The sequence below is a fragment of the Pseudomonadota bacterium genome (genome assembly GCA_039815145.1).
Taxonomy (GTDB): Bacteria; Pseudomonadota; Gammaproteobacteria; order Steroidobacterales; family JBCBZW01; genus JBCBZW01.
This window is the reverse complement of record JBCBZW010000039.1, coordinates 1-18,626: the sequence shown is the minus strand read 5'-3', so window position 1 is coordinate 18,626 and position 18,626 is coordinate 1. Positions and strand designations below refer to the sequence as shown.

The following is an 18,626-nucleotide window of genomic DNA, read 5'->3' as shown; positions in this document are numbered from 1 at the left end:
CGCTGTCAGACACAATTAAACTGTCGCTAGATTTTCGGTCGCCGAGGCGCCTCAGGCGCTGGCGGAGGCCGGCCCAGAAGACAACGACAAGAGTACGTTGCTTATGTCCGTGGAACACCATTTCCCGCAGGCGACCAGCGGTCGCCCCGTCCCCGCTGGCGCCTTCGTCGACATCGCCGGCGACCGCTTTTATGCGATCACCGACGTCGACCACATGGCGCCGTTCTTCGTCAGCGTCATCTCGAGCGCGGACCACTGGTTGTTCGTATCATCGACGGGTGGGCTCACCGCTGGACGGGTGTCCCCGGACACGTCGCTGTTCCCCTACGTGACAGTTGACAGGATCCACGAGAGCCTGCCGCACACGGGCCCGAAGACCATCGTCCGGGTACACCGCACCGGTCAGGCCTCCCAGCGCTGGGAGCCGTTCAACCGGGAACACGACGGCCGCTACTCCACCAGCCGCCAGCTGGCGAAGAGCCTGGTTGGGCACAAGCTGCGCTTCGAAGAGGTCAACCACGATCTGCAGCTGGCGTTCCGCTACACCTGGGAGACGAGCGCGCAATTCGGCCTCGTACGCCGCTGCGAGTTGCTGAACCTCGGCGATGGCCCGGTGGACCTGGAGTTCCTGGACGGCCTCGCTAACCTGCTCCCCGCCGGCACGCCGCGCTTCACCCAAACCAACTCGAGCAACCTGGTCGACGCGTACAAGTGGACGGAGCTGGATCCGAGCTCAGGTCTAGCGCTGTTCACCCTCTACTCGGGCATCACGGACCGCGCTGCGCCCTGCGAGTCGCTCAAGGCCAACGTGGCCTACTGCCTCGGCCTGGACGCCCCCACGCGGCTGATCTCGTCCAAGCAGCTCGAGGCCTTCCGCCACGGTGAGGCCCTGCGCGAGGAGGAACGCGAGCGCGGCATCCGCGGTGCCTACTTCGTGCACCAGCGCCTGAGCCTGGAGCCTGGTGCCGGCAAATCCTGGTGCCTGGTCACTGACCTGGAGCGATCCCAGGGCGATGTCGTGAACTTGCGCAACGCGCTACGCGACCCCGCTGGTCTCGCCGAAGCCATCGACGCGGACGTGGCGGCGGGCGGCGACGCCCTCGCCCGCATCATCGCCTCCTGCGACGGCTACCAGGGCACGGCCGAGGAGAACGTGGCCGCCCACCATTACGCCAACGTGATGTGGAACGTGCTGCGCGGGGGCTACTTCCCCTCCCAGTACCAGGTGCCGGCGGGCGATTTCGCCGCCACCGTGCGCTCCTTCAACCGCCCCGTCTACGAACGCCACGAAGCCATGCTCGGCGCCCTCCCGAGGGATCTCACCGTGTGGGAGCTGCGTGAACGCATCGGCGCGACGGGCGACCGACAGCTCGAGCGCCTCGCCCAGGAGTACCTACCGATCGCCTTCGGTCGCCGCCACGGCGACCCCAGCCGTCCGTGGAATCAGTTCTCCATCCGCACCCACGACGGCGAAGGTCAGCCGGTCTACTGGTACGAGGGCAACTGGCGCGATGTCTTCCAGAACTGGGAGGCCCTGGCCTTCAGCATTCCCGAGTACGTCGAGCACATGGTGGCGAAGTTCGTCAACGCCTCCACCATGGACGGCTACAACCCTTACCGCATCACCAAGGAAGGCATCGACTGGGAGGTCGAGGAGCCGGACGATCCGTGGAGCTACATCGGCTATTGGGGTGATCATCAGATCATCTACCTGCAAAAGCTCCTGGAGCTGTCGCGCCAGTTCCACCCGGAGCGTCTGCAGGCGCTGCTGCACGCGCCGCTGTTCGCCTACGCCAACGTGCCCTACCGCATCCGCCCGTTCCACGCCCTGCTCGAGGATCCGAAGACCACCGTCGACTACGCCGACGACGCCGCGCACGCCATCGAAGCGCGCCTCGAGCAGATAGGCGGCGATGCGAAACTGATCCTCACCCGCGACGGCGAGGTACATCAGGTGACCCTGCTGGAGAAGCTGCTGGTGCCGCTGCTCGCCAAGCTCGGCAACCTGGTGGTGGACGGTGGCATCTGGATGAACACGCAACGTCCGGAGTGGAACGACGCCAACAACGCCCTGGTCGGCCAGGGGCTGTCCATGGTGACCTTGTACTACCTGCGCCGCTACGTGCACTTCCTCCACGGACTGCTCAGCCGCGAAGACGCGGCGGCCACCCTGTCCGCGCCCCTCGCCCAGTGGCTGCGCGACACGGCGACCGCCCTGCACGCCTTCCGCGGCCGCCTCGACGCCGGTACGGTCCCCAACGACCACGACCGCTACGCGCTGCTGGTGCAACTCGGGGAGGCGGCCAGCACCTATCGCACGACCGTCTACGCCGAAGGCGCCGGCGACGGCGCGGTGCAAGCGCTGCCCATGGGCGAGATCACCAGCCTGCTGGACGATACGCGCGCGGTGGTCGATCAGAGCATCCAGAGCAACCGTCGCGAAGACGGCCTCTACCACGCCTACAACCTGCTGGGGGTGAGCGAGGAACGGCTGGAACTCGGCCATCTCTACCCGATGCTCGAGGGACAGGTGGCTGCGCTCAGCGCCGGCACCCTGGCGCCTCAGGAAGCGGTGGCGGTACTGGACGGGCTCTTCGACAGCCCTATCTACCGGGTGGACCAACACAGCTTCATGCTCTACCCCGACCGCAAGCTGGCGAGCTTCCTGGATAAGAACCGCCTGGCGCAGGCGCAGGTCGAAGCCAATCCGTTGCTCACCCGCCTGCTCGCGGACGGTAACGAGGACGTGCTCTACAGGGATGCCGAGGGCACCTATCGCTTCAACGCGGACTTCACCAACGCCGATGACCTGCAAAGCGCGCTGGACGCCCTGCCCGAGAGCTTCCAAGGCCTGGTGGCCGATGGCCGAGACAGCGTCCTTGCACTGTTCGAACAGGTCTTCGATCACCAAGCATTCACCGGCCGATCCGGCACCATGTTCGGCTTCGAGGGCCTCGGCTGCATCTACTGGCACATGGTTTCCAAGCTCCTGCTGGCGGTACAGGAGACGTTCTTCGCGGCGCTCGAGGCGGGTACGGACGAACTCACCTGCCATCGCCTCGGCGAACACTACTATCAGGTACGGGCAGGCATCGGCTTCAACAAGTCCCCCGCGGAGTTCGGCGCCTTCCCCATGGATGCCTACTCGCACACCCCGGGCCACGCCGGCGCGCGCCAACCGGGCATGACCGGACAGGTCAAGGAAGAGGTGCTCACACGCTTCGGCGAGCTCGGCGTGCGCGTGCGCGATGGCCGCGTGAGCTTTCGCCCGCAACTGTTGCGCGGACAGGAGTTCCTGTCGGCGCCAGCGCCCCTGCGCTACGTGGGCCTCGACGATGAGTGGCACGAGCTGGCGCTATCGCCGCACAGCCTGGCGTTCACCTGGTGCCAGGTGCCGGTGCGCTACGCCCTGGTCGAGGTGGAAGATGCGGCCGGCATCACCGTGCACTACGCCGACGGCACCAGCCAGTCACAAGCCGAGCTCACGCTCTCGAGCGCCGACAGTGAGTCGCTCTTCCGCCGTGAGGGGCGCGTACGCGAAGTCGTCGTGCGCCTCGGCACCACCCTGCTTTTCAAACACTGATTGATTCGGAGTCCAGGCACATGTCGATGTCGCCCTACCAACGCAAGCTCTCCCTCGCCGGGGTCGATATTCGTAATCGCAGCGTCGAGGACCTGCGCCGCCTCGTACGAGAGCTTCTCGAGCGCGGCCTCCACGGGATTTCCTTCAGCCCCTACGTGGAGGGCCAGGACCCCAAGGTGGTGAAGGTCACGGAGGCGCAGATTCGCGAACGCCTGGCCATCATCCAGCCTTACGTGCGCTGGATACGCACCTTCTCCTGCAGCGAGGGCAACGAGCTCATCCCGGCCATCGCCAAGGGCGAAGGGCTCAACACCATGGTCGGCGTCTGGCTCGGCGACGACCTGGAGAAGAACGACCAGGAGCTGGCCACGGGCATCGAACTGGCCAAGGCCGGCCTTGTGGATGTGCTAGGCGTGGGTAACGAAGTGCTCCTGCGCGGCGATCTCACGGAAGATCAGCTGCTCGAGTACCTGCATCGCGCCCGCGCCGCGGTGCCAGACAGCGTGCCGGTAGGCTACGTCGATGCCTACTTCGAGTTCGAGGTGCATCCGCGCATCACCGAGGCCTGCGATGTGATCCTCGCCAACTGCTATCCCTTCTGGGAGAGCTGCCCGGCGGAGTTCGCCTGCCTGTACATGAAGGACATGTACCGCCGCGCGCAGCGCGTGGCGCCGGGCAAGCGCGTGATCGTGAGCGAGACCGGCTGGCCCAACATCGGCACCCCCGTCGGCGGCGCCGTGCCCTCCTTCGAGCACGCCATCAAGTACTTCCTCGACACCTACCAGTGGGCGGAAGAGGATGACGTGGAGGTCTTCTGGTTCTCCTCCTTCGACGAGACCTGGAAGGTGGCCGCCGAGGGCGATGTCGGCGCCTACTGGGGCCTGTGGGACCAGCACGGGAAGCCGAAGTATGTCTGACATCATCGCCCGCCCCTTCATGACCCGCTCCTTGCCCACCTACGGGCGCGCCATCTGCTACTCGGGCTACCGGGAGGGCCAACACCCCGGCCACGGTCTGTACCCCTCCTACGAGGAGATTCGGGAGGATCTCAATATCCTCGCGCCCCATTGGCAGTACCTTCGCCTGTACGACTGCAGTCGCCACGCGCAGACGGTGCTGGAGGTGATCGAACGCGAAGCGCTGCCCCTACGCGTGATGTTAGGCGTGGATCTCGCCGCCGAGGTGAGCAACCCGAACTGCCCCTGGGGCGCTGACTTCAGTGAGGAGACCCTGCGCGAGAACCGCGCCGCCAACGAATCGCGCGTCATCCGCGCGATCGCCCTGGCCAGCGCTCATCCGCACACGGTGATGGCCATGTCGATCGGCAACGAGGCGAGCGTCGACTGGACGGACCACCTGGTGCCGGTGGAGCGCCTGGTGAGCTACGCCTCGCAGATGCGCGCGGGCATTCCACAGCCGGTGACCTTCTGCGAGAACTACGTGCCCTGGACGCAAAAGCTGGAACCGCTCGCCGCGGTGCTGGACGTCATCGCGATCCACACCTACCCCGTGTGGGAGTACCGTTCGCTGGACCAGGCCCTGGCCTACACGCAGGACAACTATCGCTCGGTGGCCGAACACTACCCCGACAAGTCGGTGATCATCACCGAGGCCGGGTGGACCACGGCGGCCAACGGACGGGGCATCGAGCCCCACAACGCCTCCGAGGAGCTGCAAGCTGCCTACTACGAGCAGCTGCTCGAGTGGGTCGATCGGGAGGAGATACTCACCTTCGTGTTCGAGGCCTTCGACGAGCCCTGGAAGGGCTCGGCGGACCCCCTGGAGCCTGAGAAACACTGGGGTCTCTACCGCGTGGACCGCACGCCTAAGCTCGCGATGCGCGACCACCCATCCGCCTAGGGCGACCCACCGCTGCGCCGAACGCGGCGCGACCCGACGGCCGCGTCGCGCATCGTGCCTTCAGGCACGTTTATCTAGGGCGTGCCCCTTAGGCACGTCCGACAAGAGGAAAGCGTATGGCGACGTCGGTGGATCCGAACGGGCAGCGCCTGCCCATCAAGCTCGACAGCACCAGCAACGGCGAATTCGAGCCGGTGCCCTTGGCGCCAATTCAACGCTACGCCTGCGACCACGCCCTCGCCCAGGCCACAGAGAATGCCCGCCGCCTGGGCGCCTCGCGGCGCGACTTTCTAGTGAGCGCCTGCGGCGCCGCCAGCACCCTCCTCGCCATGAACGAGGCCTTCGGCGCCATCGGCCGGCGGGGTGGCTACTACGACCTGCCACGCGAAGCCGCCACGGACCTGGACGCCGCCATCGCTGCCGTTACGGGCGATGAGTTCATCTTCGACGTGCAAGGCCACTTCGTGAACCCCACGGGCGCCTGGCTACGCGCGCTGCCCGACGAGGCCAGCCCCCTGCGCTTCGCCGATACGGGCAACTGCGCGGCGGCGGCGATGGGCGGCCCCCGCGACCACCTGCAGTGCCTCGGGCCGGATGCCTTCATCCGCCACCTGTTCCTGGACTCCGATACGGATCTCGCCGTGCTGTCCTTCGTGCCCTCCACCCGCGACGGCGAACCGCTGACCATCGAGGAGGCAGCGGCCACCCAGGAGATCGTGGCCAAGATGGGCGGCAGCCGGCGCCTCTACCTCCACGGTCGCGTCAATCCGAACCAGGCGGGCGACGTGGAGGACATGGAGCGCCTATCGAAAGAATTCGGTATCGCCGCGTGGAAGACCTACACCCAGTGGGGTCCCTCCGGCACCGGCTTCTTCCTCGACGACGACGTCGGCCTCGCCATGGTCGAGAAGGCCCGCGCCCTGGGGGTGAAGAACATCGCCGTGCACAAGGGCCTGCCCTTCGGCCCCCGCTCCTACGAGCACTCCACCTGCGTGGACGTGGGCAGGGTGGCCAAGCAGTACCCCGATGTGAACTTCCTCATCTACCACTCGGGCTTCACGGTGAACCGCGCGGAGGGCCCCTACGACCCGAAGCGCACGGACGGTATCGATCAGCTGATCACGTCCGTCCGCCAGGCGGGCCTCGGCGAGCAGCACAACGTGTTCGCCGAACTCGGCTCTACCTGGCGCTTCCTCATGCGCGACCCGGATCAGGCCGCCCACGCCCTCGGCAAGCTCCTGCTCCATCTGGGCGAGGACAACGTGCTGTGGGGCACGGACTCGATCTGGTACGGCTCCCCGCAGGACCAGATCCAGGCCATGCGCACCTTCCAGATCAGCGAGCCCCTGCGCGAGCGCTTCGCCTACCCGGAGATCACGCCTGCGATCCGCGCCAAGATCTTCGGCTTGAACGCCTTGCGGATCTATCAGGTGGAACCGGACGTGCGGGCGGCGCACCTAGGCGACGATCAGGTGGCGGCTTGGCGCGAGGACTACCGCAACCGGCCAGACCCCCACTTCGAGACCTACGGACCCAAGACCCGCCGGGAATTCCTCAACCTCCAACGCTGGAGCGGCGGGCCCTAGGGCCCCAGGCGCGGGTCACTCCCAGACGGCCGCTGCGAAGGCGTCCGCCTGGTGTTGCACATCCTTCGGCCAAGCCGCGGTGCGGGCGCCAAACGCCTCGCGGTCTCCGGCGTACAGGGCGCGCAGGCACTCCTCGAACCCCAGATAGTCGCCGGCGAGGGCGTTCAAGAAGCGGTAGGTGCTGTCGCGCGCCGCCTGGCGTTGCGCATCCGGCCGCTTCGCCGCCTCGTCGACCAGCCGGCGAAGGGTGGTCGAGGCCCCCCCGGGCTGTGCGTTCAACCATGCCCACTGGCGCGGCAGGAGGGTGACCTCGCGCCCCACGACACCCAGCTTGGGCCGGCCACGACCGCGCTCGGGCGCGGCTGCTGCTTGGTGGTGCTGGGCGATCCAGTCAGCGATGGTCTGGTCCGTGCCCTCCAGCAGCACGTCGACGAGTCGACCATCCTCGAGATCGAAGATCTGGGACGGGGCACCTGCGCCGAGATCCCGCACCCTCAGTGCAACGGGTAGCAGATCCCCGCGAGCTACCTCCTGGCCGTCGCGGAACGCGCAGTACTGATGAGCATTGGTCGCCATCGGGCGTGTTCTCCTGTGGATGCAAGTGGGCGCAAATAATACCCGGATAGAAATAATACGCAAGCATAGGTGCGTTCCGCGCCACCGGTGCGCTTGGGGCCTCGCCCCACCCATGGCACGGTACGGGCATGGCGCCCCAGCTACTCACGACCCTGCTTACCCGCGACGACGCGACGTTCTTCCGCGCCCTGCGCGACGGCCTGCGCTGGCTCTACGGCCAGGGCTGCGAGCGGGATTGGCTCCGCCTGATCATCAGGATCAGCGCGATGAGCGCCGCTACGCTGCTGCCCTGCCTTGCGGTGTTCCTCATGCGACGCCCGTCCGCCCTGCAGAGTGGGATGTGGGCCCAGGTGGCCCTGCACGGCTTTCCCATCGTGCTGCTGGTTAACTTGGCCGTAGCCCGTTACTACGCCCAGCACCTGGACAGGTTCCTCGGCAGCGAACCCCTCGGACACTTTTTATTTCTGTTAGGCGATGCGGCCGCTCGCCTGCTCCTGACGATGTTGCTGACGGCCGTGTCCTTCCTCCTGTGGACCGCCGTCAAGGGCGCCTTCGCCGGCAATCCCGCCTCAGCCCTCGGCGCCGTGGCGGGTTCCTTCCGCTTTGGTATCCGCTTCGAGAGCCTGACCGGGGTGTACCTCTACGCGATCGGCCTCGGCGCCTTCCCGGTGTTCGCCCTGGGCGCGTTGCCAATCCTCGCCACGCAACGCTGGTGTCAGGCCATGATCGCGCCAGCCGCCTATCTGCTGCCCATCTTTCGCCGTCCGCTGATGGCCTGCCTGCTGGCCTACGCCGCGGTCAGTGCAGTCCTCCTGACCCTCACCTACCACGCGTTGGGCCTGCTGCCGAACTAAGGCCCCACGACAGCGACCCCGGGCAAGATTTGCAGTAGGCTCTGCCCCTCTCAATCGCCTTGCCACGAGGAGCTACCGAGCATGACCGACCACGATCGATCCAAAGCACACGGATCCTGGGCGCGCCGGGACGTGCTGAGCGGCGCCACCGCGGCCCTCGCGGGCCTCGCGTTCGCAACCGCGGGCCACGCCGCCCATCACGAGCAGTCGGGCCACCACGCCATGCAGGCCGTAGACAACAAGCTGCGCGACAGTGCCCTGGAGTGCGTCACCACGGGCGATGACTGCATCGCCCATTGCCTCAGCGAGTTTCAGTCCGGCGACACCACCCTCGCCGACTGCGCCGTGCGCGTGCAGGACCTGGTCATCGCCTGTCGCGCCCTCGCCCAACTCGCCGCGCACCGATCCTCGCACTTGGCTGCGTTTGCCAAGGCCACCTCAGCCGTCTGCAAGCGCTGTGAGGAAGAGTGCCGCAAGCACGCCAAGCATCACGAGGTATGCCGGGCGTGCGCCAAGGCCTGAGAGCATTGCATCGAGGAATGCGAGCGGATCGCCGCCTGAGGGAAGCCCCCAGCGTCGAGCCAACAACTGCAATAGGTGCGGGATTGCGGGTCAGCCCCGCGCGCGCTCAGGCGATCGAGTGCAGGGCGCAGATCTTGTTGCCATCTGGATCTCGCAGATACGCGAGGTACATCGTGCGTCCCGACCCCTCGCGCACCCCCGGTGGGTCTTCGCACGCGGTGCCCCCGTTGGCGAGGCCTGCCGCGTGAAAGGCATCCGCCTGCTCGGGATTCGCGGCGCGAAACCCGATCGTGCCGCCGTTGGCGTGCGTCGCGGGCTGCCCGTCGATCGGTGAGGTCAGGCAGAACACGCCGTACTTGCTGGTGTAGAAGCAGCGTCCCTTCGGGTCCATCACGCCCGCCGAATGCCCCAACGCCGCGAGCGCTGCGTCGTAGAAGCGTCTCGACGCCTCCATGTCGTTGGTACCAACCATCACGTGGGTAAACACTGCTCCGCTCCTTTGCCGCCCTTGAGCTGACTCACACGTTCCGCTCGCGATGCTGCCACGAACGATCGACGGTGGGTACAAACCCAACAAAAAGACGGGGCCAGGACGTGACGTCCTGGCCCCTGTGCCCACGCTCGTATCGGTGACAGCGCCTAGTCGGGGCGGTGGATCAGGCCGTTGCTCTGCAGGTTGAGCAGCGGATCGGCGTTCTTCACATGGTCGGACCAGAGATAGCCGTCGCTCCACAGGTACGCATCGGACCAGAGGTAGGCATCGCTCCACAGGTACGCGTCGCTCCATAGGTAGCCGTCACTCCACAGATACGCGTCCGACCAGAGGTAGCCGTCGCTCCACAGGTAGGCGTCCGACCAAAGGTAGCCATCGCTCCACAGGTAGCCCGCGCCGAAGGCAGGGTTGCCCCAGAGCTTGGCCGTGTCTTCGATCAGGTAGATCTCGCCGTCCTGCGCACGCTGGAGCTTCGGCGAAAGCGCTTGACCGGATACGTAGCCCTGCTCCGCCAGGGCCGCTTGCACGTCGAGCACACCGGCACCGGCCACCAGGGTGCCGTCATCGATCTTGCGCGCGGAGCGCATCAGGCGAGCCTTGATGGTGGCAGGCGACAGGTTGGGATCGTCCGAGAGCATCAACACCACGGCCCCCGACACCATGGCAGCCGCCATGCTGGTACCGGACATCTCGACGTAGTCCGCCGTGTCGTAGCCGTCGCCCGTGCTCGCTGTGTAGTAGTTGGTCGGACGCTCGCGGACCCAATTCGGGAGGTCCCGATCCAGCACCGAACCGGGGGCCACCGTGGACGGGATCCGGTTGCCCGGCGCCACCAGATCGGGCTTCACGTAGTGGTCGAGCATCGTCGGCCCACGCGAGGAATAGGTGGAGACGAAGTCGTCGTCCGTACGCGCCGTGCCCCGGTAGGTGAGCGAGCCGACGGTGATGATCTTCGGTGAGTTGCCAGGGCTGGTGATGGTCATGGCACCGTCACGGCCGTAGTTGCCGGCGGAGGCGACGACCACCAGGCCCGCGTCCCACATCGCCTCGACGGCCTGCACCAGCGGGTCGTTGGCAGCGGCCTCGTCGATTCCCTTGCCCAGGGACATGTTCACCACGCGGATGTTCTTGGCAGCGGCGTTGGCGATCACCCAGTCGATACCGGCGAGCACCTGGGAGATCCGCCCGCGACCCTTGTCATCGAGCACACGCACCGAGTGGATGCCGGCGCGCGGCGCCATGCCCTGGAAGAATCCGGCCGAATCGAGGCCGTCACCGGAGATGATGCCGGCGACGTGGGTGCCGTGGCCGTAGTCATCGACGGAGCGCCCGCCGGTGAAATCCACCACTGTGTGCACGTAGCCAAGGAGATCGTAAGCCGCTTCGGTAACACCCGAGTCCAGCACCGCCACCTGCACGTTCATGGCGATCATGTCGGAGGTCGGCGCCTTGGCCGTCTGCAAGCCCACGGGACGCTCGATCGCGGTCATGGCGCGGTGACCACTCCAACTGCTGCCGCTCCAGCTGCTGCCGCTGCCACTCCAACTGCCCCCGGAGCTGCTCCAGCTGCCGCTGCGGTGACCGCTGCGACGCCAACCACCGCTGCGACGGTAGCGGGCGGACTCCACCGTGCCGTCGAGCGTCATGTAGCTCATGCCCTCGATCGCCGCGAGACGATGCAAGTCGCCAGCCGAGGCGGTCAGGGCCAGGTAAGGTAGGGTGGCGAAGGTGCGCGTGGCGGTGACGTTGATGCCGGCCTGCTCTGCAGCCGCCAGGAGCTTCTCGCCTTGCTCGGCGTTCAACACCAACTCCACCGGATCGGTGCCGCCGGCTTGTGCCAACGCGGCCACGGCCGTGCTCATGCGCGCCTCGATCTCCGCGGCGCTCAAGGCGGGAATATCGACCGTCGCCGCGGGCGACGCTATCCGCTCGGGAGTCACCTCCGGCAACGTCAGCGTTGCGGCGAGGGGCACCGGTGGCGTGGGTACATCGATACTCCCGAGGGGCGCATCACGGTCCGCCAAGGACCATACGTAAGAGGCGGCGATCGCCCCTCCGACGACGAACAGACCTGTTTTTAGACTCATGGCGCAAGCACTCCCGCCGCTGACACTTCGATGCCACTATTTCAGCGGATCGAAGTACGACGGGCCGTTCACTCAGGAACTTGCAGGACAGCGAAAGTGTGAGGTCGATCAAATAAGCGGCCCGTAAAGGGCGCTTCGCTCAGCGTGTGAAGCGGATGCTGTCCAGGTAGATGGTGACCGGCGAAGTGCGTCCCACGAGGGTGACGTAGAACCCCGTCTTGAGGCTGCTGAGGTCCTTGCCCCTCAAGCGAATCTCGTAGCGCTGCCAGGCGTCGGTCAGCACGATGTCGCCGGACTTGCTGATGCTGGAGTCGGGGTACTTCTTGTCGGACTCGAGCAAGCCCACACCGAAGCTCACCTTCTCGCCCCCGTATTCGCCGCGCGCCCAAAACTCCAGTTTGCGGGCCCCCGTGAGGTCGATGCCGCCCTCCTGATCACCCCAGTTGTTGACGGGATGCTGCCAGGCGATGCCGGCCCAGCCGAACTGACCTTCGTAACGAACTCGGATCGATGCCTTGCCCCGATGAGGGTTGCTGGTGTCGTCCCCGTCGAGGGATAGGTGCTCGACGCCCCCCATCCACCCGGACGGCACCCAGGCCATCTGTTCCAGGCTGTCCTCGTACACGGGGAACGGCAGGGGCGTGCGACGCTCTCCCTTCACGAGCAGAGGCACGTTGGCGGTACCTGCCTTGCCGCTTTCATCGTAGGCGTAGGCGAAGAGCCGGTACGGCCCCGGTGCCTCGGGCATACGCACCCGCGCGCCGGTGGCGCTGGACGACAGGATCGCGTCCTCGATGGGCAGAGGGGTCGACCGGAAGTCGCCGCCGGTGGCGTATTCGCCGGACTCCGCCCGCAACACCCAACGGGTGCGTAGATCGCCGCCATCCGGATCGGCCATGCGCGTGGACACCTCGACCACGTCGCCCGACTTTACCGCGGCCTCTCCCGCCACCGTCAGGGCAGCGATGGTGGGCGCACGATCGGCGGGCGCCTTACCCGACCATAAGGTGGACATGGTATCCACCGCCGCCGTGCTGGCGCCGTCGGGCAGGAACATGCCGAACCAGGTGTCCGTGCCCTCCATCTTGTGGCCCCAGAGGAACGCGTAGGCGCCCAGGGTGCGGCCGGGTTGGCCGTCGACCGCGTGCTCGTAGGTGGCACGGTAGAACGCGGCCTTCTCCTCACTCGTCTGCTCGTGGGGCGCACCCCACTCGGTCGAGTGCGTCTCCCAAGGGCCGAGGGGGCCGAATTCGGTGAGCACGTACGGCTTGCTGGCGCCTTTCTCCTGCAGGCGTTCGGGCACCACCTGTGCCCCCCCGTAGGCGTTGATACCGTGGATATCGATGGCCGGTGAGCGCTCGTGGATGTACTCGATGCGCTCCCCGTGGACGAAGGCGGTCACGGTCATGGTGGGATGGTGAGGATCCGTTTCCTTCACCATTGCGGCCACGTCGTTGATGGCCTTCCACACCTTGGGGTCCGTCGCCTCGTCGAAGCCTTCCGCCTCATTGCCGACACCCCACAGCAGCAGCGCGGGGTGATTGCGGTAGCGCAGGACCATCTTCTCGGCGCGGGCGAGTTGCTTCTCAACCTGGGCAGGGTTGCCGTAGTCGAAGCCGTGTCGCGGGTGGCCGAGCCAGATGCCGACGGTGACTGTCAGCCCCAAGGCCTGGGCCTGATCGAGCACCTCGTCGACCTCACCGCCCCAAGTGCGCACGGAGTTCGCCCCGGCAGCGGCCAGGGCCTCCAGGGACGCGTCGCCGCCGGCGCCGCGAATGAAGTAAGGCTCGCCCCCTCGGTAGAGCTGCCAGCCCTGCGGGGTCTCGCGCAATTCCACGGGCACGGGGCCCCGAGCCTCCTCCGCGTGAGCGCTGCGGGATACGCCTAGGCCTGCGGTGAGGAACACCGTCACCGCGGCCACCAGGCCCACCGCCGAGCCCGCCGTTGCCAGGCTCGACTGGCGCCAGTGCTTAGCCACCGATGACGCTGACCACTCCGTCATCGAAGAGCGGAGGATTCGCCGGCTGGTAGGTGAATCCCCACTCGAGGAGCTGCGAGATCACCAGCAGCGGATCGCCGGGGATCAGGCGATCGAAGCCGGTCGCGTCCGTCCGGTACAGGGCATCCGCCGCCAGCTCGTTGGTGCCGACCGGGAACGGCACCGGCTCGCCGTCGGGGCTCAGGCCCGGGCAGCAGGTGAACACGGTGACCTGGCCGAAGAAGTTGTCCAGCACGGAGCGGTAGGCCTTCAGTGCCTGCTCCTGGATCAGGGGGTCGCCGTTGATATCCCACAGCTCGTGCAACGCCAGCGCCGTGAAGTATTGGTTCTCCCCGGACTGGCGGTTGGCGAGTGCCGTGGCCCAGAAGTAGAAGCGCGACTTGGCACCTTCCGGCCCCACGGGGATCGCGTTGAACAGCTCGAACTTGTTCGCCGCGTCGGGGTTGTTGGCGTCGAACTCGACGATGGGCGTCCCGATGAAGGGGTTCTCCGGGTCGTCCAGCACACAGCGCTCGGAACCGACGCCTACGTTGATGCAGGCGAGGTTCAGCAGCGTGTCGCTCGGCAGCACGATCGCATTGATCACCATGCCGCCGTCCGTGCCGTCGTTACAGGCCGTGAGGCCGAGGCCGCCCACCACCGCGAGGGAGGCAATCGTCATCCATCGCGTGATGCTGCTGGCCTTAAGCGTCTTGTTGTTCATTCTCACAATCCTCGTGCTCTGCCTACGAGCCGATCAGAAGCGATAGGTGAAGTAGAAGGTGGTCAGGAAGGCGTAGTCGTTCTCGCCGTCCAGGAACTCCTCCGGCAGGGAGTTCTCATCGGTGGTACGGAAGATCGTGCGCACGCCGATACGGGTGGCGCGGATCTCATCGATGAGATTGCCAAAGGACAGCCCCTTACCCAGCAGGAAGGAGTAGTCGAACTCGAACTGCTCGGGGTAGGTGAAGTTGAACTGGCGGAAGAAGTCCTCCGGACCCCACGAGTCCTTCTTGAAGTAACCGCGCACCAGGTGGCGCTTGTTGATCACCGCCTTCCAGTATGCCTCGTAGAAATCACGCGTTCCTCCGGTCGGATCACCCGTCGACTGATCGAAGCCTCGCACCAGGGTCAGGATGTAGTTCTGGTTCGGGCTCGGGTTCCAGACCATGCGGCTGGTGACGCTCCACACGTCCTCGGCGGGCAGGCCCTGACCGAAGGAGGCGTTGCTGCCGCCGTTACCCAAGTCGAGGAAGAACAGGTTGGCGTCCGTGGCCGTCGGGTACTCGGTGTAGTTGGCACCGATGTTGAAGGCGAACTTCGCGTCCTCACGCCACTCGTTGTCCCAGTCGTAGAACGGCGTGGCACCGGTCGGATCCCAGGTGAAGAAGATCTCACCGGAGCGGGCTTCACGGTTGCTCAACACGGCGAAGGCATCGTTGTCACGGTCACGCGGCACGAGGCCGGGGTTCAGGATGCCGTCCGGCGTAATGCCTGGCTCGATGAACGGGTTCGCGTCCACCAGGTTGTCGCGGTAGAGGAAGCGCGGGTAGATCATCAGGTTGCCGAAGCGAATGATCGTGCCCGCCTCGTACTCGCGACGGTTACCCAGGCCCGTGAGCGGCAAGCGGGTCGGATCCAGCACGCCGAAGGTCGGCACCGGACGACCACCTTCCGACACCAGGCCCGCGTGCTGTGCGGAGAGGTAGGCCTCGGTGCCGAACAGGCGGAAGCTCGTCTTCAGCTTGAAGCCCAGGGTGTCTTCGAACTCGATCTGGTCCGTGATGATGTTGCCATCCTCGTCGACCCGGTCGAACTGCTCGTCGATACGCTCGGGTGCGGAGAGCAGACCGCCCGCTTCCACCTTGATGCCGCCCGGCAGCTGGGTGGAAGCGTAGATGGACGTGGCCCGGGTCTGACGCTGGGTGGCCTGGGTGGCGTTAGCACCCGTACCCAATCGCGAGAAGTCCTCCGAGTGGATGATCGCCCAGTCGATGCCCTTGGTGGCGAACTCGTACTTGATCACCGCCTTCGGGTTGGCGCCCCAGTAGATCTCGGGACCGGCCACGATCTTCAGGCCCTCGAGCGGCCCCTTACCGGTGAACTCGATGCCCTCCGGCGCCTTGCCGTTGAAGACGTCGATGCCGGGGATGTCCGTGGCTTCCTGGATCAGGCCGAAGAAGTCACCCTCGTAGGCCCAGTGGAAACGCGGCGTGTGGTAGAAGGCCTCGAGATCGAAGTTCTGGCCCGTGTACTTGGCGTTGAAGTCGTAGATCTCGACGCGCTCACGATCGGACAGCACCACCTGGCGCTCCGTGAACTGATCCAGCGTCTGATCGCGCAGGACCAGGCCCGGGTTCTCGTTCAGGGTGGGTACGCGGATCGTCAGCGGCAGGCCGCGCTGGCCGTACTCGAACTCCAGGGGCTGCTTGTCGGCCACGTCACCGAGCACGTTGAGGGAGAACTGACCCTCCACCTGCTCGCTCGGGTTGAAGGCGAAGTCGACGTTCAGCTGCTGGCCGGTGGTGAACTCCACCCCGTTCTCACCGAGCTCGGTGATGTCCTGTTCGAGGGCTCGCACGGCGAATTCACCGCGGATGTCACCGCCGGTGAACTTCAGGAGCCGCCGGTCCTCGTTGGCGCGAGACTTCAGGGCCCGCACCTCGCCCTTGAGCTCCAGCACGTCAAGGTCGACGCTCGCCACACGGGCGTTGATCTCGCCGACGTTGGCCGTGTACGGATCGATCTGGAAGATCTCCGCCAACACGTCGTAGGCCATACGCGGACGGGCCGTGTACACGCCCTCGGAGTTCGGCAGCCCTAAGGCCATGATGCCGAACCACTCCTCGTTCATGTTGTTCAGGCCCTCGGCCCAGTCGAAGGGATAGGCCTGGTTGGACCAGGAGGCGTTGGTGTCGTGGATCTCCAGATTCTCGATCTGCAGGTACTTCCACCACTCATCGCGCCACTCGAAGACGAAGGCACCGATGGAGTTGCCCTCCTCGCCCTTGCCGTAGGCCTTGCGGTACATCTCCGCCCACTGATCACGCAGCACCAGCGCTTGCGACAGCTGATCCTCCTCCAAGCGGCGGGCGTTGAAGGCGTCACTGCCGAACTCGAAGAACACCACGGGCAGATCGAGCTTCGCTTCCACCTCACTCCACAGGGTGGTGAAGCTCTTGCCGCGGTAAACGTTGGAGCCGAGCAGGTCGAGGTCGGGGCACAGCTCCTGGATGAGGTCGATGTACTGAATGTCACCGTTGACGATCGTGAACGGGTGGTTCGGATCGATCGACTTACCGGCTTTGACCACCTCGTTCCACAGGGAGTAGAGGAAGCGCGCCTTCGCGGTCTGCTGCTCGCCCGCAGGCAGGTTCTCGATCTCGAAGCTGGACCAGGACAGGCCGTAGTTGCTCTCGTTACCGAAGGCGAACATGAGCACGCCCGGCGTGTCCTTGTACTGCTGCACCCAGCCCTGCATATCGCGTTTGAGCGTCTCACGCGTCAGGGGGTCGGAGTAATCGGTGAAGGGAATCCACTTACCGCCCACGTTGTAGCCGTAGCGCCCCATCAGGGGGTTCACCACGGACATGATGCCGTGCTCGCGGTAGATGTAGGTGATCCACTTCGGCGGGATCATGGAGAAGGTGCGGATCGTGTTGATGCCTGCGGCCTTCATCAGGCCCATCTCGTAGTCCAGCACCTTGCGGATGAAGTCGTCCGGCTGGCCCCACAGGTTGTAGGTGTAGTTCTGACCGCGCGGCGAATAGCCCCAGACCACGCCCTTGACGTAGTAGTCGGAGCCATTGACCTTCAGCTTCCAGCCGTTCGCGTCCTTGTAGGTCTCGACCCGATCCACCTGGGCGTGGGCCACCTGCACCGGTGCGCCGAGCGCAAGGAGCAGCGGCAACACCCAGACGACGGCCTTCATGCGACGCCAAAGGCGGCTAGCGGTCATAGCGAATTCCCTGTTGTTGATCTCGTTCATGGTCACTGGCTCCCCTCCCAGTGCGGCCGGCCGGGCTTTCTGTTGTGCTCGGCTCATTGCGCGATCTTCACGCTGAAGTTGTCGACCAGCACATCCGCGCGGCAGGCCGGGTCCCCGCTGCAGATAGCCACCACCTGCAGGGTGATGCCACGACCCGCATCCGCCGCCACGGTGGCGGTGTAGGTGTAGGTGGTCCAGTCAGCCGGTGCGTCGAACACCTGCTCCAGGATCTCGGCGAAGACGCCGCCACCGCTGGCCTCGGTGAAGAACTCTGCCACGAATACCGGGCCCGGACCTTCGAAGGTTCCCTTCATATCGAAGGAAATTTCCACAGTGTCTCCAGGCATCACCACATCTACGCCAAGGAAGTCCTGCTTCAGCACCGGGTTCTGGCCCGGACCTGCGATGAGACGACCGGAGAACATCCCCTCACTCGCGTCGTTCTCTTCGATGAAGATCTGGCCGTTGTTCTCGAAGATCGTCCAGCCCATCAGATCCCCGGATTCGAAGCGACCGTTCTCGGTCAGCTCGTCGGGATCGTCGTTTCCACCCCCACCGCCGCCATCGTCGGCGACCATGCCGCTGAAGCCGATGTCCGTGAGCAGGAAGGTGAACGGGGCTGGCTGGTTGTCAAAGGGACCGATCAGGAAGCCGTCGTTGTTGGCGACGCTGCCGGCGAAGTCCGCCATCGGGATCGTGAGCTGGTACCAGCCGTTGCCGATCGCCTCTGACCCTTCGTAGGTGAGCACGTCGTAGAGGCGGGACGTCTCGCCTCCGCCACCGATGAACTTCACTTCGAGGGCAGCACCCACCGGCACGTCGCGGACCTTGAACTTGAAGTTCTCGAAGCCGGCGGCGAAGCCCTGGGCGTAGCCGAACATGGCCACGAAGCCCACGTTGACGATGTTGTCGCCGTCACTGAAGTCCTGGCCGCTGGTCACGGAGAACGCCGGGTTGAAGTCCGGATCGCTCATGTTGTTGGCATCGAACACGGCACCGGAGCCGAAGTTGTCGATGATCGGCGGGAACAGGTCTTCGGTGATGTTCGGGTCCGTGGCGTAGACCACGGCGTCGAGGCCGATGGCATCGCCGTTGTCAC

General features: G+C 65.8%; 13 protein-coding genes. 6 read left to right on the top strand and 7 right to left on the bottom strand.

The genetic code is table 11. The features are described 5' to 3' along the window. Positions 1-103 precede the first annotated feature (103 nt). The 4 genes from AAF184_11925 (at position 104) to AAF184_11910 (ending at position 7,029) form a co-directional block, all read left to right on the top strand. On the top strand, positions 104-3,583 hold the full coding sequence (locus AAF184_11925; GenBank protein MEO0423040.1) for a hypothetical protein: 3,480 nt from the start codon (positions 104-106) through the stop codon (positions 3,581-3,583). Positions 3,584-3,609: 26 nt separating this feature from the next. Further along, positions 3,610-4,500, top strand: a complete 891-nt coding sequence (locus AAF184_11920; protein ID MEO0423039.1) for a glycosyl hydrolase family 17 protein — start codon at positions 3,610-3,612, stop codon at positions 4,498-4,500. Further along, positions 4,493-5,443 (top strand): glycosyl hydrolase, encoded by a 951-nt coding sequence (locus AAF184_11915; GenBank protein MEO0423038.1) that lies wholly within the window; start codon positions 4,493-4,495, stop codon positions 5,441-5,443. Before AAF184_11920 ends, AAF184_11915 begins: the two co-directional genes overlap by 8 nt. Positions 5,444-5,559: 116 nt before the next feature. Further along, positions 5,560-7,029 carry an amidohydrolase family protein gene (locus AAF184_11910; protein MEO0423037.1) on the top strand — a complete coding sequence of 490 codons (1,470 nt, stop codon included), beginning with the start codon at positions 5,560-5,562 and terminating at the stop codon, positions 7,027-7,029. 15 nt (positions 7,030-7,044) lie between these two features. On the opposite strand, the gene AAF184_11905 is transcribed toward AAF184_11910, so the two are convergent. Continuing rightward, a complete protein-coding gene (locus AAF184_11905; GenBank protein MEO0423036.1) occupies positions 7,045-7,605 on the bottom strand; it encodes a DUF2239 family protein in 561 nt (186 codons plus the stop codon). Between the two features lie 128 nt (positions 7,606-7,733). Between AAF184_11905 and AAF184_11900 the strand changes: the two genes are divergently transcribed. Together AAF184_11900 and AAF184_11895 are read left to right on the top strand one after the other, a co-directional pair. After that, positions 7,734-8,459 carry a hypothetical protein gene (locus tag AAF184_11900; GenBank protein ID MEO0423035.1) on the top strand — a complete coding sequence of 242 codons (726 nt, stop codon included), beginning with the start codon at positions 7,734-7,736 and terminating at the stop codon, positions 8,457-8,459. Between the two features lie 81 nt (positions 8,460-8,540). After that, positions 8,541-8,981, top strand: coding sequence for a Csp1 family four helix bundle copper storage protein (locus AAF184_11895; GenBank protein ID MEO0423034.1), 441 nt, complete (start codon positions 8,541-8,543; stop codon positions 8,979-8,981). Between the two features lie 106 nt (positions 8,982-9,087). Here AAF184_11895 and AAF184_11890 read toward each other — a convergent pair whose 3' ends face one another. The 6 genes from AAF184_11890 to AAF184_11865 all read right to left on the bottom strand — a co-directional run. After that, positions 9,088-9,468, bottom strand: a complete 381-nt coding sequence (locus AAF184_11890; protein ID MEO0423033.1) for a VOC family protein — start codon at positions 9,466-9,468, stop codon at positions 9,088-9,090. 152 nt (positions 9,469-9,620) lie between these two features. Then, on the bottom strand, positions 9,621-11,561 hold the full coding sequence (locus AAF184_11885; GenBank protein ID MEO0423032.1) for a S8 family peptidase: 1,941 nt from the start codon (positions 11,559-11,561) through the stop codon (positions 9,621-9,623). 139 nt (positions 11,562-11,700) lie between these two features. Next, the gene (locus AAF184_11880; protein ID MEO0423031.1) at positions 11,701-13,539 is read right to left on the bottom strand and encodes a glycoside hydrolase family 2 TIM barrel-domain containing protein; all 1,839 of its coding nucleotides are present in this window, start codon (positions 13,537-13,539) and stop codon (positions 11,701-11,703) included. Further along, entirely contained in the window at positions 13,532-14,263 is a 732-nt protein-coding gene (locus tag AAF184_11875) for a hypothetical protein (protein ID MEO0423030.1), read from the bottom strand. The genes AAF184_11880 and AAF184_11875 overlap by 8 nt, the downstream gene beginning before the upstream one ends. A gap of 33 nt (positions 14,264-14,296) precedes the next feature. After that, positions 14,297-17,527: a hypothetical protein gene (locus AAF184_11870; protein MEO0423029.1), complete on the bottom strand. Its 3,231-nt coding sequence runs from the start codon at positions 17,525-17,527 to the stop codon at positions 14,297-14,299. A gap of 53 nt (positions 17,528-17,580) precedes the next feature. After that, positions 17,581-18,626, bottom strand: a 1,046-nt coding sequence (locus AAF184_11865) for a carbohydrate binding domain-containing protein (protein ID MEO0423028.1), incomplete at its 5' end; no start/stop codon positions are given.